Here is a 19,650-nt window from a genome sequence, read left to right as displayed (position 1 = left end):
ATTTCTATAAAATGATATCTTCTATGAATATAGCTTTGTTTTCTGATTCATATCTGCCTACAAAAAGCGGAATTGTCACTGTTGTTGTTCAGCTTCGTAAAATTCTTACGGAACTTGGTCATCATGTGGTTATTGTCACGGTCTCGCCCCACGGTTATGAAAATTCTGAAGATGACGACCCGAATGTTCTCCGCGTCTATTCAATTCCGGCTCCTGTTGGCGACAATCAGTATATTGCCTTTCCCCACAAAAAAGTTGTCGTTGATTTCTTAAAACAGCACAATATTCAGATAATTCACTCTCACACGGAATTTTACATCGCTCATGCGGCAAAATCTGCCGGCAAGATTCTTCATATTCCTGTGGTTGCAACGACTCACACCATGTGGGAAGATTTTTACAAATACTATCTTTTTCCCTTTGGACGGATGGTTCCAAAAAAAGTCATTCGAAAAATCGTCCGCCGTCTCTACAAAAAATTCTACGCTCTCATTAATGTAAGCGACAAGGCTAGAGAATATTTTAAATCTCCCTTTATGCTTCCATTTACGCCCTCTGTTGTTATTCCTAACGCCATTGACACAGAGGCTTTCCTTTCTCAAAAAATAACAGATGAAGATAAATCTGCCCTCAAAAAATCTCTCGGAATCAATGATAATGAAATTACGCTTATATTTGTTGGCCGTGTGGTTGAGGAAAAGCGAGTTGAAGAATTATACGATGTCATTGTTCGGGTTTTGAAGGCCCGTGCGAATGTTAAAATGATTTTCGTTGGTTCTGGAGGGGCAAGTTATGCCCTTGAGGCGGAAACGGCCCGTCTTCATCTTTCTGATAGAATTCTCTTTACGGGCTTCGTCAACTGGGAAAATCTTTCCCTATATTATTCAATTGGCGATATTTTCGTCACGACTTCTCTTTCAGAAATGCACTCAATGACAGCCCTTGAGGCCCTTCTTTCCCATCTTCCCATTGTCTGCCGTCGGGATGAGAGTTTTTCTGACACGGTTTTTCACGGTAAGAACGGATATCTTGCTGATACCGACGAAGAGATGGACGAATTAATCCTTGATTTGGTGGATGATGGCGAAAAACGAAGGAAATTTGCCGAAGAGAGTTTTGAAATCTCCAAGAATTTTTCTATCCGCCTGCACGGACTCCGCACGCTTGCCTTCTATAAAGAAGTGTTGAAACACTATCCTCTTCCAAGCCCTGTTTTTGACCGTGATTTAAAAAAGGCGATTGATGCCGTAAAGATTGACTAGGAGTTGTTTTTTATGAAAAAGTTCGCTTGCCTGCTGTTTTCGATTTTTGCCTTTCATTTTTCACTTTTTGCCAGAAGTGCGCAGGAGCTTGTGCCCAGCGGGCATTGGGTTTATGATTCTTTGACCGCTCTTTCCCTAGAGGCTGGTATCCGCAATTTTGGTGATAGTGCACCTCTTACAATTGCAGAAATACAATCCTATCTTGGAGAAATCGACTCTGACAATTTGAGTGCGGCCGGAAAAATCCAGTGGCAGCGTATTCAGGATTATTTTTCTGAGGAAAATTTTACTTTCAAGTCTGACATCATCGGCATTGATTTTGATCCGTCCGTAAATCTTGAGGGCTACTACAAGAATAATGATGAAATCGACTGGGTATATGACAGGTATTCGCGAAACAATCTGATTGAAGTTCCTCTTACGATTTCTGTTAAAGACTGGCTTACCCTTGGAACTGAAGTTCATCTGGGCGAGAATAAAGGTGCGACCTTGCACAAGGATAATTATTTCAATGTTCCCACAAAGGACACGGAAGTCGATGTAAACTTTCCTGATTACGGTTATCTTTCTACTGGTTACAAATTCACCGAAAAAACAGGAATTTCCTTTCAGCTTGGAATGGGGGAGCAGTCTCTTGGCCGCACCCAGACAGGCAGCATCATTCTTTCTGATTACATGACAGGGGCCAGCTTCGGAAAACTTTCTCTCTATTCGCCGAATTTCAAGTATACCTTCGATACGATTCAGCTGAATGTTGATAAATATATGTATTTCCATGATTTTGAGGCTCGAATTTTCAAAAAACTCACTGTCAGTTTTATGGAAGCGACTCTCACAAATGCCCCCTGGGAATTGCGTTATGCGAATCCCCTTATGATTTATCACGGAATGGCTCCCTGGCGCGATTACAGCGATGATGACGCTAATAACGGTGAATTTATGGGAATCAAGCTTGATTGGGCTCCTGTCAGATATTTGCGTTTATACGGTATGTTTGCCATGAATCAGTATCAGGTTCCTTACGAGCGGCGAGATTTTGCCGACAGCCTGACTCCGAACTCTTTGGGCGGACAGGCAGGGCTTGAATCAATGATTCCGGCGGGAGAGGGCTATGTGAAAATCTGTGCGGAAGGATATTACGCCCAGCCGACCCTTTACATCAAGCAAAGCCCGGACTGGTCATTTTTCCGCACTTATACGGACAACATCGGGGATAACCAGATTTTCTATGAATGGACAGGCTCTCCCTTCGGCCCGGACACAATCGCAGGGGAACTTTCTATTGGTTATGAAAAACCTGGCTCTTGGTCGCTTGATTTGATTTATCTCTTCATGGCTCAGGGAAATAATGCCGAGAAATCAATTTTCTACGATAAAACAAGTGATACATGGTACAGCTCCACGGACAATGACAATGCGAAAATCCGCGCTGCTCACTCATCGACTGACGCAACGCCTGACAATTGGGCGTATCCCACAAAAGATAACGGAAAAAATCAGTACGCCGAGACTCCGACCGACGTGCCCAAATACACGCATAGAATCTCGCTTCGGGGAAAATGGCAGGCTACAAAAAGCATTTCCTTTACATTCCAGCCTTCTTTTGTCGTGATTTTGAACAAGACTGGCGCAAGCGGATTGCATGAGCGGGGTAATAACGAATTCGGTTTTGAAGGAGCCCTTGCCATGAAAATTCAGCTTGCGAAAATGAAGAATTAGCAAAAAGGAGTTAAAAATGAAAAATTATTCACACAATATGAGGAAGATTTTTGTCTCTTTACTGGTGTTTTTATTTGGAAGCGTTATCTTCTCTCAAGTTGCTGTCGATATTAACGATCCTTTCTATTCTGATGCTCAGGGCTGGGAACTTCGGGGAGTCACTTCAACCCTGCCGCAGCTTCGCCCATACCCCTTAAAGACAGTGGAGCGAATCCTGAATGATGTTATTGAAAACGGAAGCGAAAGGGATTCTGAACTGGCGAAAGAGCATTATGAGCGGATTTTCTCAAAGCCCTATAATTTTTATGCGGAGGGGAGCGGCAAGGCAAAAGTCTCAAAAGAAAAATACGAAAATGAGTCTGAGTCTTCAAAAACAAAGGCCGCAATCGTAAATTTTGGCATTGGCGGAGACACGACTCTTCATCCCCTCGTTTCATTTGCCTATAAAATCGGTCTTTTCTGTCAGACAAAGGATTTTGAAGAGTATTCCCCGCTTTACACAAACATTCCTGCCGACGCGATTTTTGACCCTACGGAGAGCGGGCCATTCACGAATTACGTCACATGGAACGCAAATGCTTCTGTGGGTACGGAAGCTGTTTACGGAACTGCCGGCATGAACCGCATGGGTTTCGGACCTTTCTATGGCGACGGGCTTGCCTTGAACGACACTGGCTATCATTCGGCGAACATCGCATTCAATGCTACGAGCGAAAAATGGAGCTATGCTTCGGTTTATGAGACAATCGGTGCTACCCGCAATATGGGGCGTGATACAAGTGATAACTGGCTTGGCGCTAACAAATATCTTGCTTTTCACGCTATAAAATGGCATTCCCATGAAAAATTCCAAGTGACTTATTACGAAAATATCGTCTTTGGTCCTTACAATAATCTTTCATACTTCGCTCCCGCTCCCTATATGGGCTTGCAGAATATCGGCGGTGCGAATGACAATCTTCAGATGGGCCTTTTGCTTGAGTTCAAGCCGGTCAAAGGTCTTGAGATTGCCGCTGATTTTTTTGCAGATGATATTGATTTGAATGCCCTGTTCAAGGGAAATCTTGATTCAAAGAACAGATTTGGAATTCAGACTGGCGTGATTTATGCCCCTTCCGATTCGATTTTTTCAAAACTGTCTCTTAATTACACGGTTGTCATGCCTTATGTCTACGCTCATTGGGAATATGACGACAATAAAACAGGTTCTTTCACAGGATCAACATGGAATTATCAGAATTATACGAACGGAGGAATTAACATAGGCTCAACGCTTGATCCGAATTCTGACAAAATCTCTCTGAGCGCACAAATCAATGCTACAAAGAATTTAAAAATCACTCTTCTCGGAAACCTGATTCGCCATGCCAACGGTGCGGAGGATTTCTCTGATGACGAAGCGGCAGAATATATGCTGGCTCCTACCGGCACCTACGCCACAAACGGCACTCTCTACATGAGCCAGATGTTTTCTGATGAAACTTCTTCAAGCGGAAAACATGTGGACTCAGCCTGGGAAAAACTGGGCTTCATGACCAGCGACCATAAAATGTACGTGGCACAGCTGGGCTTTAACGCAGAATACACCTTCGCCCGCACAAGAGCCGGAAGATTCTCCCTTTGCGCAGGCTACACCTTCGAGTATGTGAAAAACGCCGGCGTGAACAATAACATTTACAAGGGCGGAGTTGAATATACGGCAAACGACGATGGCACTTACACCGCAGGCGGAAACACATATTCATCATGGGAAGATTTGAAAAAGTCTGACTATGTGCAGAATGCGGTAAAAGCGGCCAGAGAGCAGTGGATTTCAAATCTCTACGATTGCATGAACCATTATTTCTCTGTGTCGATGAAATATAGTTATTAAATAAGACGCGGATAAACGCGGATAAACGCAGATTTATATAAACCTTATCCGCGTGTATCTGCGTGCATCTGCGTCTAAAATATTACAGGAAATCTTATGACTTATACGAAATTTTATATCGGAAAAATCGGGGAGCTTATCTTAAAAGGCTCTAATATCAAGACTTTTGAAAAGCAGCTGGTGGCGAATACTAAGGCTTACCTCAAGAACGTGAATGCGCGCGTCTCCCTTATGGCAGGCCGCCTCTATGTGGAGTGTGACGATGAGGCGCAGGAGAGGGTGGAATTTGCCCTTTCTCACCTGATTGGAATCACCGGCTGGGCAGAGGCCGTTATCGTTGAGAAAAACATCGAGGCAATTAAGCAGGAAGTTTTGAGAGAGGCTATTAAGGCGCGGGATAACGGAGCCAAGACTTTCAAGCTTGAATCCCGCCGAAGCGACAAGTCTTTCCCTTATGACCACTACGGAATCTGCTCTGAGGGAGCAAGCCTTGCCTACAATCAGAAAATCCTCGACGTGGATGTAAAAAATCCTGATGTGGTGATTATGGTTGAAGTCCGTGACCGCTGCTTCGTCTACTCAAACCGCACTAAAGGCCTCCGGGGGCTTCCGGTTGGCGTGAGCGGAAAAGGCTTGCTGCTTTTGAGCGGGGGGCTGGATTCCCCGGTAGCGGGCTACAGGATGCTGCGCCGTGGCATGACCATTGACGCAGTTTACTTCCACGCCTATCCATACACAAGTGATGAAGCTAGGGAAAAGGTTGAGCATCTTGCGGAAATCTTGAGCGGCTACGGGCTCAGAATCCACATCAACACCATTCCCTTTACGGAAGTCCAGATGCAGATTAAGAAAAAATCCCCGGAAAACTACACGACCCTCATGCTCCGTCTCTGCATGATGAAGGCGGCAAACATGCTGGCAGAAAGAATCGGAGCGAGCTGCCTGATTACAGGGGAGAGCCTTGGTCAGGTCGCAAGCCAGACAATCGAGAACATGAGCTGTACCGAAAGCATGGCGGAATATCCGCTTTTGCGCCCTCTTGTGGGAACCGACAAGGAAGAAATCGTCGAAATCGCCAAAGAAATCGGCACTTACGAGACTTCTATTCTACCTTACGAGGACTGCTGCGTTCTTTTCAGTCCCCGCCACCCGGTACTGCGCTCAACGGTAGAGGAAGCTCAGAAGATTTACAAAGAACTTGAAGTTGACGATTTGGTGCGTGAGGCATTCGAAAAACGAGAAATCAAGTTGTTTGAGGTGTGATTGACAAAAAGACAAAAAATGTCATAATGAAAGAGTATTAAAATTGTTTGAGGTATGCCCGCTATGGACTTGTCGAAATTTGAGAAAAATCTTGGAAATAACCTTGCCCTTCTTTTTAAGCAGAAAGTGGCAAAATGCCCACACCTTACCTTGCAGGCGGTCAAAAACAAGAGCGGAATGTTTGTCCGCTACAGCTATTCTCAGGTCTATCAGCATGTAATCGAACTTGCCTCTGCACTCAAAAAAATCGGAATCAAAAAAGGCGACCGTGTGGGTCTTATGAGCGACAACCGCCGGGAATGGCTAATCACTGATTTTGCCCTGCTGGCTTTGGGTGCAATCGATGTTCCCCGTGGCTGTGACTCCATGGGCGTTGAAATGCGCTTTATCCTGAATTATGTGGAGGCTGAGGTTTCTTTTTTCGAGAATGCTCGTCAGCTCCAGAAAGTTCTGGAGAATATAGAGGAAGTACCCACCCTCAAAAAGGCAATTCTCTATGACCACGCCGATGAAGCCACCATTGAAGACGCGAAATCAAAGGGAATAGAAGTCATCTATTATTCAATGCTGGAATCAGAAGGAACTGCCATCACGAAAGAGGAATGGCAGGAAATAGAGAAGGGCATGGAAAATATCGACCGAAGCGATGTGGCCACGATTATTTTCACTTCTGGAACCACTGGCCTGCCAAAGGGCGTTCAGCTTACCCATGACAATTATCTGGCTCAGTGCGAAGTCTGCCGCAGCGTCCTTGGTCTCATGCAGAGCGGGGACTTGTGGCTCACGGTTCTTCCAATCTGGCACAGTTTTGAGAGAGCCTTCCTTTATATGGTTGTTACCCTTGAAGGCGGATTTGCCTACTCTAAGCCGGTTGCTTCCGTAATGATTCAGGATATGCAGCTGGTTCAGCCCCAGTGGATGAATGCCGTTCCCCGCTTGTGGGAATCTGTTGCCCAGGGCTTGTTCCGTGAAATCAAAAAGCAGAGCGCCCTCAACCGCCTTGTTTTCAAATATTCAGTTCTTTTCGGAAAATGGTATTACAAGTCTAAGGCGCGATTCTTGGGCTTGAAGTGCCGCTATCACTGGTATCCGAGAATCATCGATTATGTAACGGGATTTTTCCCCTTCGTGCTTTTGTGGCCGTCTCACTTTTTGGGCGAGCAGCTGGTTTTCTCAAGAATCAGGCAGAAATTCGGCGGAAAGTTCCGTGCGGCAATTTCCGGCGGCGGTGCCTTGCAGCCAGAGACAGAGGATTTTTTCAACGCAATCGGTTTCCGTCTTCTTGAAGGCTACGGCATGACCGAAACCGCGCCCGTAATTTCAGTGCGCAACTCAAAACGGCCGCGAAACAACAACGTAGGCTGGATTTTCCCCAGCTTTGACCTTAAAATCGTCGCCGAAAAAGACGGCCAGATTGTAGACGGAAAGCCCTTGAAGCCGGGAAAGCGGGGCTTGATTCTCGTAAAAGGCCGGCAGATTATGAAAGGCTATTACAAACGCCCAGATTTGACCGAAGCCGTAATCGACAAAGACGGCTGGCTCAACACCGGAGACTTGGGAATGATTTCCTGCGACAACGAGCTTAAAATCGTGGGACGAGCCAAGGACACAATCGTTCTTTTGGGCGGAGAGAACATCGAGCCTGCTGTTATCGAAAAGGCAATCAACGCCAGCCCATATATTGAGCGAACCGTCGTCGTGGGGCAGGATCAAAAATATGTGGGAGCCCTTATCGTTCCTGACCAGAGCAATGTCCTCTCTTACGCTGAGGAGAACAACATCGTCTACGACACTTACGAAAGCCTTCTTGATACAAGCGAAATCCAGAATCTCTTCCGAAGTGAAATCGACGCCCTGGACAACGCAAAGACCGGCTTTAGAACCTGTGAGCGAATCTTCAAATTCGCCATCCTCAAACAGAGCTTCGAGCTGAACAAGGAAATCAACGCCAAGCAGGAACTCATGCGCCACAAAATCAACAAGATTTACAAGAAAGAAATCGCGAAGATTTTTAAATAGAATATATTTCATAAATTCTTGCAGTCTGGCTACTTTGACAATCTCCCTGTAATATCCTAAAATAATTTTAGGAGATTGCATGGCTCAGATTGCAGAGAATCTAGAATCAGTTTTAAATAAAATCCGTGCCGTTGAAAAGCGGGCCTTCCGTGATGAAAATTCCGTCAAGCTGGTCGCCGTGAGCAAATTTCATCCAGCTCAGAGTGTCATTGAAGCTATTCATGCGGGGCAGCTTCTCTTTGGCGAGAACCGTGTTCAGGAAGCGGCCGCGAAATTTGACGAAATCCGTGCCAGGGGCTTGGAGCCGAATCTTCACATCATCGGGAGCCTGCAGCGCAACAAGGTTAAGGAAGCCGTCCGAATCGCCAGCTGCATCGAAAGTGTTGACCGTATCGAATTAATCGAGGAAATTGAAAAACAGGCTGCCAAAATCAATAAAAATATCGAAATTCTTTTTGAAGTCCACACCGGCGAAGACTCAAAGGCGGGCTTTACCAGTGTGGAAGAGCTGGAGAATGCGATAAAGCTCTGTGCCGGGCAGAAATTTCCCCATATCACGCCCAGAGGCTTTATGACCATGGCTCCTTTTACCGAAGACAAAGGTTTAATCCGAAAATCCTTCGTCACCCTGCGAAATCTCAGGGATTCTTTCCAGAAAAAATACCCCAGCCTTGACCTTTCGGAACTTTCCATGGGTATGAGCGGAGACTTTGAGATTGCTATTGAAGAGGGGGCAACTATTGTCCGTATCGGTACGGCTATTTTCGGCCAAAGGAATTAGCTTATGGGTAGCACAAGGTTCAAACGGCAGGTTAGTGTCATCTTTCTTCTTGCTATTTTTTCAGTCGTATCAATTATCCTTCATCTTACAATTCCTTTAAAAGAATCCTATAGTGATAGAGAATTTCATCTTCTTATTACAGAGTGCATTCATGATGATATTATAAGCATGATTCGCGGACCGATTCAGGTTTCCAAGGCTATGGCGCAGAATTCTTTTGCACTAGATCTTCTTGAACATGAAGATGAATATTCCGAAGAGTATTTGATTCAGAAATTCAAGGCCTGGCTTTCAAATATCAGGCAGGCCGGCGAATATACATCCTGTTTTCTGGTTTCTGATAAGACTCGCCGCTATTACACTGGAGACGGGCTTTTAAAAATCATTAATCCCCATGTAGACAGCCATGATATCTGGTATTCCAATATTCTTGCAAAAAATGTTCCCTATGCCCTTGATGTAGATTTGGATCAGGCAAACGGCAACAAGTGGACTGTCTTTATTGACCTTCGTGTCGAAAATTCTAAAGGGGAACTTCTGGGAGTATGCGGAATTGGCGTGGTTGTTGATGAACTGCAGGAACTCTTTAAAAGATACGAAGAAAAATACGAAATCAAAGTAAATCTTGTTGATAAAAACGGTCTTGTTCGGGTGGACACTCACTCAATTAATATTGAAAATGCCTATCACCGCCTTCAAAATCCTTCTTTTACCGAAAAATATGACTACGCTGTCAAGGGAGATGGCTTTGTCGCTACAACATTTATTCCAGAACTTGACTGGTATCTGGTAGTTAGCAACGTTTTGAATAGTCATGTTCAAAAAAGTAAAAGTCCTGTTTTTATTATTACAATTATCCTGCTTTTTATTTTGCTTTCTGTAATAATCTGTCTTCAAATTCACGCAGATGATAAAAATAAATTAGCTAATCCTGTAAAAAATGAGCCTGTGGATCCTCTTACTGGATTGTACAACCGCAATTATTTTAAGGATGTCTATGGGGAGCGCGGAGTTTTCAATACGACCCGCTACAAGTCAATTGCCGTTTTTGATATAGATTTCTTTAAGGAAGCCAATGACAATCTAGACGGAGATGCAATCCTGCTCCATGTTACAGAGGTTGCTCGACGTATTTTTGAGCATGATGAAATTTTCCGCTGGGGTGGCGATGAATTTACGGTTCTTATTACGCAAAATCTTACTCAGGCTTATGATTTATGCTATGCTTTTGCCACAGAACTTGAAAAGGAAGGGCTGGTAACGGTATCTGTAGGGGTAACTGATGTCCGGCTTTCTGATATGATTAAAAAGAATTATTATCGTGCTGCCCAGGCCTGCTATCTCGTTAAGGAGATGGGGGGAAATGGTGTCAAAAGAACATAGGAGAAAGTGTGATGAAGTCTCTTCGTGTTAAAATGCTTACACTCCTGTCTGGAATAATTCTCGCTGTTTATTTTTCGATTTCTATAGCTGGTTCCAGAGAAATGCAGTCCATCATTCGTGACAGTAATGAGAAGACGATGAATATGCTTGCCAGGCAAAAGGTGAGCGAGTTGAATACCCACATGGCCGATGTGGAGCGGGCTGTTCAGTCTCTTGCAGATTACATTACGGATAATTTCGATCTTAAAAAGGCAGAAAAAAATGCTGCTTATCTGACGCAATTTGTCGATGAGTCCTATAGTAAGGCACTCACCATCGCAGGAATTCCAGGTAGTGTAGAAACTGCTTACTTCCGTCTTGAGCCGGTTAAATTCGGTCCCACTGCAGGATTTTTCTTTTTGAAATCTGATGCTGATTCTTTTGTCCGCTTAACTCCTACCGATATATTCAAATATCCCAGCAACGACCGTGAGCATGTTGGCTGGTATTATGAACCGCGGGACAGGGGAAGGGCTAGCTGGCTTTCTCCTTATATCAACCAGAATATAAATATCGTAATGATATCCTATGTCATTCCTGTTTACAAAAATGATGCTTTTTTCGGTGTAGTCGGCATGGATATAAATATGGCAGAAATCCATCGTGTTGTTGATGATATTGACTATAAAAATGGATTTGGCTTCCTGTTGGATGAAAAAGGCAGTTTAGTTTATCACCGAGAGTATCCTGAAGGTCTTTCTGCAATGGAATTTGACGAGGGGTTATTGGATGCTGCATCTTATCTTTTACGCGAAAAAAAACATGACGGAACTGTAGGTTATTATAAATGGCACGAAAAGTCCCATTTCATTGTCGGGGAGAGACTGCAGAATGGAATGATTCTCGCTGTTTCAGTTCCTGAAGATGAAGTCAAAAAGCCTTCATTTCGAATGCGCCGGCTTATGATGATAATTCTAGTGGTTGTAATTTTTGTAATCGTCGCTATGATTCAGCTAGTAATTCATTATGTTGTCCGCCCCATTGACGAACTTACAAATGCCGCTTCGAGAATTTCAAAAGGCGAGTTGAATATTCCTATTCATCACCATTCAGATGATGAAATCGGCCGGCTTGCGGACAGTATCCGGAAAATGGCGTCTGAACTGAGGGAATACATCAGCTACATCCACTCACAGGCTTATACTGATGCAATGACAGGGGTTGGTAACAAAGCTGCCTACCTGGATATTGTTAAAGTCCTTGACCGAAAGATAATCGAAGGACTGGCCGATTTTGCCGTAATTGTCTTTGATGTGAACGGTTTAAAGCGTGTGAATGATAGTTTCGGGCATGAAATCGGAGATTTGTTGATTTCAGATGCAGCAAATGTTCTTAAAACTGTCTTTGGCGAAGAGTCTATTTATCGTATCGGTGGAGATGAATTTATCGTTATAAAAGAAAAAACAGACGAAGAAGAAGTTAAAAATCTTTTTAATAAATTCCATGAGACTATAAGTGAATTTAACAAGTCTCCTCGCAAATACAATAATGAGCTTTCAATTTCTTCCGGCCTTACATTCTATTTAAAAGGAGACGAAAATTATAAGACTGTCTTCCAGCGGGCTGATGGTGAAATGTACATGGAAAAACAGCGTTTTTATCAGGGAAGAAATGACCGGCGGTCACGGTAGTAGATTTTTATTGAAGTTTATTCTATAATATTCCCCAAAAATCTTTCGGAATCAAAAATTCCGTCATCTACGAGGAATATTGTGTACAAGTCAGTTGATGCAAAGGTTGATTTTCCTAAGCAGGAAGAAGAAGTTTTAGAGTTTTGGAAAAAGAACGACACTTTTAAAAAGTCGGTTCAGCAGCGCAGCAAGGCAGAGGAATTCGTTTTCTTTGACGGCCCCCCGTTTGCCACAGGCCTGCCACATTTCGGCCACTTCATTCCCTCAACGATTAAAGACATTATTCCCCGCTATCAGACAATGAAAGGCAAAAAGGTTGACCGCCGCTTCGGCTGGGATTGCCACGGTTTGCCTGTTGAAAACCTCATCGAAAAAGAGCTGGGAATCAACTCTAAGCACGAGATTGAAGAATACGGTGTCGCAAATTTCAACGACAAGTGCCGGGCTTCCGTTCTCAAATACACTGGCGAATGGCGAAAAACCATCACCCGCATGGGCCGCTGGGTTGATTTTGACAACGACTACAAGACCATGAACCCGGACTTCATGGAGACCATCTGGTGGGTGGCAAAATCCCTTTGGGACAAGGGCCTTATCTACGAGGGCAAGTACATTTTGCCTTACTGTCCGCGTTGTGCCACTGTTCTTTCTACCCACGAGCTGGCTCAGGGCTACAAGGAAAAGCAGGATCCTGCAATCACCATCCGCTTCAAGGTCACAAAAGCACCTGCCGCCTTTACTGACCCAGACATGACCAACGGCAAGACTTATTTCCTTGCATGGACGACAACTCCGTGGACTTTGCCTTCAAACCTCGGTCTTTGTATGGGACCGGAGATTGACTATGTAAAGATTCTCGATAAATCTTCCGGTGACTACTACATTTTCGCAGAAAGCCGTCTTGCCTCATATTACAAAAATCCTGAAGACTACGAAATCATCTACCGTCACAAGGGAAGCGAATTCCTTGGCGCGGAATACGAGCCGCTTTTCCCTTATTTTGCAAATCTTAAAGACGCCGCTGAGTGTGAAAAGCAGAGCGGTCAGAAGTGCGAGAAGGGGGCCTTCCGTATGTTCAATGCGGACTATGTCTCAACCGAAGACGGTACCGGCATCGTTCACATCGCCCCGGCCTTTGGTGAAGACGACTCCAAGGTCTTTGCGGGAAGCGGGGTTCCTTTCGTGGAGCCAATGGACGCAGAGTGCCGCTTTACAAAAGAAGTTTCTGACTATGCCGGCATTTTCGTAAAAGACGCTGACAAAGATATCATGGACCGCCTCAAAAAAGAGGGCAAACTGGTTAAGCGGGAGACTGTAAACCACCAGTACCCCCACTGCTGGCGTTGCGGCTCGCCACTCATCTACCGTGGAATCGGCTCTTGGTTCGTAAAGGTTGCCGACCAGCACGACCGCCTCTTAAAGGCAAACGCTCAGATTAAATGGCAGCCTGCCCACATCAAGGAAGGCCGCTTCGGAAAGTGGCTGGCCGGAAGCCGCGACTGGGCAATCAGCCGTAACCGCTACTGGGGAAACCCCATTCCAATCTGGCGATGTGACGACTGCGGCGAAAAAATCTGTATCGGAAGCCGAGCCGAGCTCAAAGTAAAGAGCGGCGTTGACTTGGAAGACCTTCACAAGCAGTTTGTTGATAAAGTTACGATTAAGTGTAAGTGCGGCGGAACCATGCACCGAATCCCGGAAGTCTTTGACTGTTGGTTTGAGTCAGGAAGCATGCCTTATGCTCAGCTTCACTATCCATTTGAAAACAAAGAGCATTTTGAAAAGCATTTCCCTGCAGACTTCATCTCAGAGGGACTGGATCAGACACGAGGCTGGTTCTACACCCTTACCATTCTTGCCGCAGAGCTTTTTGATAAGCCCGCTTTCAAGAACTGTATCGTAAACGGTCTTGTTCTTGCAGAAGACGGACGCAAAATGTCTAAGTCCCTCAGAAACTACACCGACCCTGTTGAGGCAATCAATCAGTTCGGAGCGGATGCCCTCCGTCTCTTCCTCACTCACTCGGCTGTCGTTAAGGCAGACGATTTGCGCTACAGCGACAACGGCGTGCGCGAGGTTTTGAAGAATATCCTCATTCCTCTCTGGAGCGGATACAGCTTCTTCGTAACTTACGCAAATATCGACAATTACACAGCTAAAGGAAGCGTTTTTGAGGGCAAAAAGCCTTCTAATCCCCTTGACGCATGGATTGTCTCTATCACACAGAAGATGATTAAGGATGTCACGACAGCCCTCGATGACTACGACTTGAGCACTGCAATTGACCCCCTCATCAACTTCATCGACCAGCTCAACAACTGGTACATTCGCCGAAGCCGCCGCCGATTCTGGAAGAGCGAGAATGACAGCGACAAGGCAGAGGCCTACGAGTCACTTTACTATGCCTTAAAATCATTCTCTCTGGTTGCGGCTCCCTTCATTCCTTTCATCACAGAAAGCATGTGGCAGAATCTCCGTACCGAAAAGGACGCTGAATCAGTTCACCTGGCAGATTTCCCTGTTTACAATGCAGCCCTCCGTGACGAAAAGCTCGAATTCCGCATGGCAACCGTTCAGAAGGCTGTCTCAATGGGTCGAAGCCTTCGCAATCAGTTCAACCTCAAAAACCGCCAGCCTCTGGCTTCTACCCAGCTTGTCACCCGCAACGCCGAGGAGCGTAAGGTTCTTGAGAGCATGATTGACACCATCCGCGAGGAACTCAATGTTAAAGAAGTAATCTTCCACGAGAGGGAAGACGAGCTTGTCGAATACAAGGCAAAGGCAAACTTCAAGGTTCTCGGAAAAGAGCTGGGAGCCAAAATGAAGGCCGCCGCCGCAAAAATCACCGAGCTTAAAAACGAGGCGATTTCCGACATCTTGGGCGGAAAGAAAGTCACTCTCGATGTTGACGGTCAGAGCGTGGACTTGAACACCGACAAAATCATCGTCGAGCGCATTGAAAAAGAAGACCTCAAGGTCGTAAATGACGGCACCCTTACCGTGGGCTTGGACACAAAAGTCACTGACGAGCTTAAAAAAGAAGGCTATGTGCGCGACCTTATCCGCGGAATCCAGAATCTTCGCAAGGAGAGCGGATTTGAAGTCACTGACCGAATCAAGCTCTTCGTTTCCGGCGACTCTGACTTGAAGGACGCTTTCGGCAAATTTAAGGATTTTGTAAAAGGCGAAACTCTTGCCACCGTTCAGGAATGGAAGGACTCGCTTACCAAGCCGACTTCCGTTGAAGCCGACGACAAAACATGGAGCATTTCTATTGAAAAAGCTTAATTTTTTGAGACTTGCCCTCATCACTATGGTGGGAGCAGGTCTTTTGTTTTCTTGTAAATCTACTCCCGATTTGGAGCCAGTCAATGCCTTTGACCTGCTTGATTCTGACGCGGCTCTTTATCTTTCAGTTCCTGTTCAGGCTAATTCTGAATTCGTCACCGAAGCAGTAAAAAAACTGGCGGGGGCAAGTGAAAAAGATGCTCAAAAAATCGTAGAGCGCCTTGACATGGCTTATCTTGCAATCGGTTTGAATGGAGAAATCCAGCTTTCCGTGACTGGAAAAATCCCCCAGAGTTTTTTGGGAATGGCCTTGAACGAAAAAAAAGGCTGGAAGTCATCTGCGTTTGACGGACATGTTATTTATACTCATCAGTCAAGTTTATACCAGCTTTCACTTCCTTCTGCTTCTAATGCTTTCCTCTCTCATAACATTGAGCCAATGGTAAAGCGGTATAATCGACTCTCTTATTTAGGCAGGGCAGAAGAAGTTGTAACAGAGGAAAGTTCTGAAGTTTCAAATGAATCTCTTGCTTCGGATGTTCTTAGCAATGGAGTTTATCAATTTCTCCAGGGAGATGGAGCGCAAGGTGCGAGTATCACAATGTACTCACCTTTGCCACAGTCATTTTTAAAGTCTTTCCTTGGGGCAACTGATGTTAAAACGCCTGTAAAAAATGTTTCAGCCGTTCTTTCCCCCTATCGTGATGACAATAGTCTTTTTGCAGTCAAGCTTACCTTGAATCTCTCCGATGCTCGTACTGTCAAAGCCACTTGTGCGCTTTTAAAAGTCGCCTTGTTTGGAATTGCGGCCAAAATTGCACAAACTGGCGAAACGCAGATTACAATAACTGATTTGCCAATATCAAGGGCACGCATTCTGTCTTTAATCCGGTAGTTCATGAAACGATTTTTCCTAACAGTTTCGTTTTTTTTGCTTTTATCTTCACTTTTCTCATGCGCTTCAAGTTCAATCCGCGTTCCAGGAGAGTCTCGCATTATTTTAAAGAATCTTGCGACAGAGTATTATACCATTGCTGAAGGCTACATGGATTTAAAAAAATACGACAAAGCTGCGGAATATTACACGCTTGCAATGCGAAATAAGGATTTATACCTGACTGCTTATTATAAACTTGCAAGATGTTATGCACTTTCTGAAAACTGGAAGAAGGCGGGGGAATCTTATTCTGAACTCTTAAAACTCGATCCGAATAATACAATGCTTAAGACAAGTATGGCTTATATTACGGCAAGGCGCGGCGATATTGATGAAGCCCTTGTTTTGTATCGTGAACTAAGCGAATCTAATCCTTACGATGAGAATATTCTCGAAAGCTATCTGGCTCTACTTATACACTTGGCTCGCAAGGAAGACGCTGAGCAGACATTCCTCGTTTTTAAGGAAAAATTCCCTGACAACAAACAAATCACATCTTTTGAGCAGGAGCTTTCCGCTCTTTCTGATTCCAAACCAGAAAAAAAATAATTTTACTGATTTTCTACAAATTCTTTATATTTGTCTGGATTTGCCCTAAACGCAACGATTGGTGAATCTGGATCTTGAGAAGCATAATCCAAAGCTTGACTTGCTTCTAAGATGATTCTTTCAGCCCTGATTGCTCGTTTGCTTACGGATGAAATTCCAACAGAAACCTCGTTTACAGCATTGTTGTTTTTGAGGTAACTTGAAATTTTGTTGTAAAGTTCTTCAAATTTATCTACGGAATTCTGTAAATTTTCTTCAGGCATGATTAAAGCATAAGCGTCTGCCTTGTACTCAAAAATATTGTCTGGAGAACAATTTTCCTTGAGGATGGAGATGATATTTTGTGAAATGCTATTGCCTCTGTCTAGACCATTGATTTTTAAAAGCGCCAAAGTCGCGTCAGATTTTCCATTGTCGATGTAATCATTAAGTCTCTGTTCAATTCCTGCCTGAAGCTGAATCTGTGTAACAGGGGAGACTTGTTTTTCTTCTTCAGAAACTGTATCTTCATCTTTTTCTTCAAAAACATCAGAAAACAAATCTTCATCGGCAAGCTGCTGATTCTCTTGTTCAAACTGATCGATTATGTCAAGCCCGCCCTGATCCTCATCTTCGGTTAGCCTTTCTTCTGTTTCTGTAGAATCTGACTCTTGATTTTCTTCGTCAAAAAGCTCTTCATCATTCCATTCGATTTCGTCTTCTTTTGAGAGAACAGGTTCTTCTTCTGGGAATTGAATTGAAATAGTCTCCTCTGAAGAAGACTCAGCATTTTCTTCTGGCAGAACCTCTGCTCTTTGAGGCTCTTTTGACTCTTCTTCCTTGTCCTCATGCTTCCCTTCAACATCTTTTTGCTTTTCGATTATTGAGTCTTCTTTCTTTGTGGATTTTGAGCTTAAATCTGCATATTTTCGGATAGAGTCACTGTATGACATGTAGTCTTTTGATTTTTCCGTACTACCCATCATGATTATTACAAGCAAGGCGATGAGTGTTCCTGCAAGAATTAAAATGAAGGCAAAACGTGAGTGAATATAGATTGAGTCTGGCGACAAGAGGTAAACGGATGCTTCCAGTGTAAAATTTTTACCAGCCGAAAATACAGTTTCCTGATAAGTTTTGACGAGTTTTGGCGAGGGGAGCGAAAAAAGTCCTGGCGGATATGAATATACTAACTCACCGTTTATTTCAAGTTTAAGCGTAGAAAAATCATCGATGTTGCCAATTGATTGTATGAAATTATTTGCGAATTCTGAAGTTCCGTAGCTGTGTGTGGAGAAATTCTGTTTTGTGTCTGAAAGTAATTTCTCATAGCGGGCATCGGCTTTTGCCGTTCCATTTTTTTTGTCGATATAAATGCCTGCTCCAAACCAGATGATGGCCGTTAAAAAAAGCAAGCCGCTGATAGTCGATACAATGGTAATTGGTCTTTTCATACTCTTTCAGTATATCTTAATGTTTTAAGGTATGCAAGAAAACAAGAGTCCTTTCCGAGTTTTGCGCATAGAGGAAGCAGAGTCGTGAAAGCGTATGTGTTTTCATCATATTCATTTTCTGACTTGAAGGTGGAGCGCAAGTCATTACAGTATCGCGACTTAAAATCATTTAAATTGAACTTGCAGATGTCTGTGTTTTCGGAAACTTCTTTTTTATTCATATAGTCCGACAAAGAGAGCCTGTATGCTTCAAGAATTTCCGTGGTTATTTTTCCATCGTCTTTTTTGATGACTGGTGTCCGGTAGATTAGGGCAGTTGAAGCATTTTCTGCCGTTGCAAGCCTGTTGGATTTTATGCAGAACTGGCTTTCGAGGTAGGTTCCCTTACAATAAGCTCGTCCTCCACTGTAGGAAAAGTCTGCGCCAAAGAATTCTATGTTCTTGAATCCTATTTTTTTTGCAAGACTTGCGGCCGCTATGGTTACGGTTCCGCTTCCCGCCTCAAGATGAGGAAAAGTTCGTTTGCCGGTGTAAAGTGATGCGTATTGTGCAAGTGGGTGACCGCTTTCGGTGAGGATTATGTTCTTCGTGATTGAAAAAGCTCTTCTTACGGAAGCAGCATTTGCGCAAAGGTCAAAAAAGAAGATTGTCTTTTGGGATAAATTCTCCATGTAATGTTCGTGAGAGACTTGCTGACCGTCAATTGATACTACGGCATCACTTATAATATTCTGCTTTGTGAGGGCGGAATAGGCCGTGTCAGTTGCGATTATGTAATAAGAATCCCGTTTTTTTTTGAGTAGTGATATGTTGTTGTCGAGGCTGGGGCCCGCCGCAATTATCGCCGCTGTTTTCATTTTGTCAGTTTTCTTACAGACTTCATCAAAAGATTTTGCTTTTTCTGCCAGTGAAAGATTTGAGATTATATTTTTTTGCCAGATTTTTCCGAAATGGCTCTGTACAGAAAAATCTGCTGCCAGAAGCTTTATCGCCTGAGTTATTGCCTCTTTGCATTGACATGCTTCTTGCGAAAAGACAGATTCCCATTGTCTGAGTGGAAGAATCGTAAGATTTCCATGAATCGCTGGTTTGTAGTGGGTTAGAAGCATTTCTTTAAGATGATAGATATCGGTGAAATAAATTCTTTTTTGTTTTGACAATTTTTTTACCAGGGGAAGTTTCATGAGAAAGGCGAGTGATGATTCTGAATCTTCTACGGCAAGAATCCTGCATTTTTCGTTTTTTTCGAGGATTTTTTCGATATGATATCCGCCTGCAATTCCTAGGATGACAAAGAAAAGGCATGATTCGTCGATTTGAGCCGCAAAACCTTCTGCCTCCCTAAGAGGATTATACTTTGAGTGAAGGGCAATTTCTTGACCAGTAACAGAATTTTTGCAAAGGGGAATTAGATTTCCGTCTTTTGCTTCGGTAAACTGTGAATAAAAATAATTTCCACCCATGATTTTCCTT

The 19,650-nt window shown here is 43.9% G+C and carries 13 protein-coding genes; 11 read left to right on the top strand and 2 right to left on the bottom strand.

The genetic code is table 11. From position 1 onward, the window contains the following. Positions 1–23 precede the first annotated feature (23 nt). From B2089_RS02010 to B2089_RS01960, 11 genes are all read left to right on the top strand, one after another. Positions 24–1,262 carry a glycosyltransferase gene (locus tag B2089_RS02010; RefSeq protein ID WP_296325871.1) on the top strand — a complete coding sequence of 413 codons (1,239 nt, stop codon included), beginning with the start codon at positions 24–26 and terminating at the stop codon, positions 1,260–1,262. Positions 1,263–1,274: 12 nt separating this feature from the next. Beyond that, complete coding sequence (locus tag B2089_RS02005) at positions 1,275–2,981, top strand: hypothetical protein (RefSeq protein WP_296325869.1); 1,707 nt, start codon at positions 1,275–1,277, stop codon at positions 2,979–2,981. Positions 2,982–2,997: 16 nt separating this feature from the next. Further along, complete coding sequence (locus tag B2089_RS02000; RefSeq protein WP_296325866.1) at positions 2,998–4,854, top strand: hypothetical protein; 1,857 nt, start codon at positions 2,998–3,000, stop codon at positions 4,852–4,854. Between the two features lie 96 nt (positions 4,855–4,950). Further along, positions 4,951–6,117, top strand: coding sequence for a tRNA uracil 4-sulfurtransferase ThiI (gene thiI / locus B2089_RS01995; RefSeq protein WP_296325861.1), 1,167 nt, complete (start codon positions 4,951–4,953; stop codon positions 6,115–6,117). Positions 6,118–6,180: 63 nt separating this feature from the next. Then, entirely contained in the window at positions 6,181–8,136 is a 1,956-nt protein-coding gene (locus B2089_RS01990) for an AMP-dependent synthetase/ligase (protein WP_296325855.1), read from the top strand. A 79-nt stretch (positions 8,137–8,215) separates the two neighbouring features. Then, on the top strand, positions 8,216–8,917 hold the full coding sequence (locus B2089_RS01985) for a YggS family pyridoxal phosphate-dependent enzyme (protein WP_296325851.1): 702 nt from the start codon (positions 8,216–8,218) through the stop codon (positions 8,915–8,917). 3 nt (positions 8,918–8,920) lie between these two features. Beyond that, positions 8,921–10,300 (top strand): sensor domain-containing diguanylate cyclase, encoded by a 1,380-nt coding sequence (locus B2089_RS01980; RefSeq protein ID WP_296325849.1) that lies wholly within the window; start codon positions 8,921–8,923, stop codon positions 10,298–10,300. 11 nt (positions 10,301–10,311) lie between these two features. Next, complete coding sequence (locus B2089_RS01975) at positions 10,312–11,970, top strand: sensor domain-containing diguanylate cyclase (protein WP_296325891.1); 1,659 nt, start codon at positions 10,312–10,314, stop codon at positions 11,968–11,970. A gap of 81 nt (positions 11,971–12,051) precedes the next feature. After that, on the top strand, positions 12,052–15,258 hold the full coding sequence (ileS, locus tag B2089_RS01970) for an isoleucine--tRNA ligase (RefSeq protein WP_296325847.1): 3,207 nt from the start codon (positions 12,052–12,054) through the stop codon (positions 15,256–15,258). Continuing rightward, positions 15,245–16,153 (top strand): hypothetical protein, encoded by a 909-nt coding sequence (locus tag B2089_RS01965; protein ID WP_296325845.1) that lies wholly within the window; start codon positions 15,245–15,247, stop codon positions 16,151–16,153. The genes ileS and B2089_RS01965 overlap by 14 nt, the downstream gene beginning before the upstream one ends. A gap of 3 nt (positions 16,154–16,156) precedes the next feature. Further along, entirely contained in the window at positions 16,157–16,744 is a 588-nt protein-coding gene (locus B2089_RS01960) for a tetratricopeptide repeat protein (RefSeq protein WP_296325842.1), read from the top strand. Between the two features lie 2 nt (positions 16,745–16,746). Here the strand turns inward: B2089_RS01960 and B2089_RS01955 are convergent, their stop codons facing one another. After that, positions 16,747–18,177, bottom strand: a complete 1,431-nt coding sequence (locus B2089_RS01955) for a hypothetical protein (RefSeq protein ID WP_296325841.1) — start codon at positions 18,175–18,177, stop codon at positions 16,747–16,749. After that, a complete protein-coding gene (locus B2089_RS01950; RefSeq protein ID WP_296325839.1) occupies positions 18,174–19,640 on the bottom strand; it encodes a motility associated factor glycosyltransferase family protein in 1,467 nt (488 codons plus the stop codon). Before B2089_RS01950 ends, B2089_RS01955 begins: the two co-directional genes overlap by 4 nt. Positions 19,641–19,650 lie beyond the last annotated feature (10 nt).

This window comes from Treponema sp. UBA3813 (assembly GCA_002368605.1).
In the GTDB taxonomy this organism is placed as follows: domain Bacteria; phylum Spirochaetota; class Spirochaetia; order Treponematales; family Treponemataceae; genus Treponema_D.
The sequence above is the reverse complement of the archived record's forward strand: the minus strand, read 5'-3'. Positions and strand labels throughout refer to the sequence as shown.

What these genes read in the sequence shown, in the direction of transcription:
- B2089_RS02010 (WP_296325871.1), top strand. Translation starts at nt 24, where the DNA reads ATGAATATAGCTTTGTTTTCTGATTCATATCTGCCTACAAAAAGCGGA.
- B2089_RS02005 (WP_296325869.1), top strand. Translation starts at nt 1,275, where the DNA reads ATGAAAAAGTTCGCTTGCCTGCTGTTTTCGATTTTTGCCTTTCATTTT.
- B2089_RS02000 (WP_296325866.1), top strand. Translation starts at nt 2,998, where the DNA reads ATGAAAAATTATTCACACAATATGAGGAAGATTTTTGTCTCTTTACTG.
- thiI (WP_296325861.1), top strand. Translation starts at nt 4,951, where the DNA reads ATGACTTATACGAAATTTTATATCGGAAAAATCGGGGAGCTTATCTTA.
- B2089_RS01990 (WP_296325855.1), top strand. Translation starts at nt 6,181, where the DNA reads ATGGACTTGTCGAAATTTGAGAAAAATCTTGGAAATAACCTTGCCCTT.
- B2089_RS01985 (WP_296325851.1), top strand. Translation starts at nt 8,216, where the DNA reads ATGGCTCAGATTGCAGAGAATCTAGAATCAGTTTTAAATAAAATCCGT.
- B2089_RS01980 (WP_296325849.1), top strand. Translation starts at nt 8,921, where the DNA reads ATGGGTAGCACAAGGTTCAAACGGCAGGTTAGTGTCATCTTTCTTCTT.
- B2089_RS01975 (WP_296325891.1), top strand. Translation starts at nt 10,312, where the DNA reads ATGAAGTCTCTTCGTGTTAAAATGCTTACACTCCTGTCTGGAATAATT.
- B2089_RS01960 (WP_296325842.1), top strand. Translation starts at nt 16,157, where the DNA reads ATGAAACGATTTTTCCTAACAGTTTCGTTTTTTTTGCTTTTATCTTCA.
- B2089_RS01955 (WP_296325841.1), bottom strand. Translation starts at nt 18,177, where the DNA reads ATGAAAAGACCAATTACCATTGTATCGACTATCAGCGGCTTGCTTTTT.
- B2089_RS01950 (WP_296325839.1), bottom strand. Translation starts at nt 19,640, where the DNA reads ATGGGTGGAAATTATTTTTATTCACAGTTTACCGAAGCAAAAGACGGA.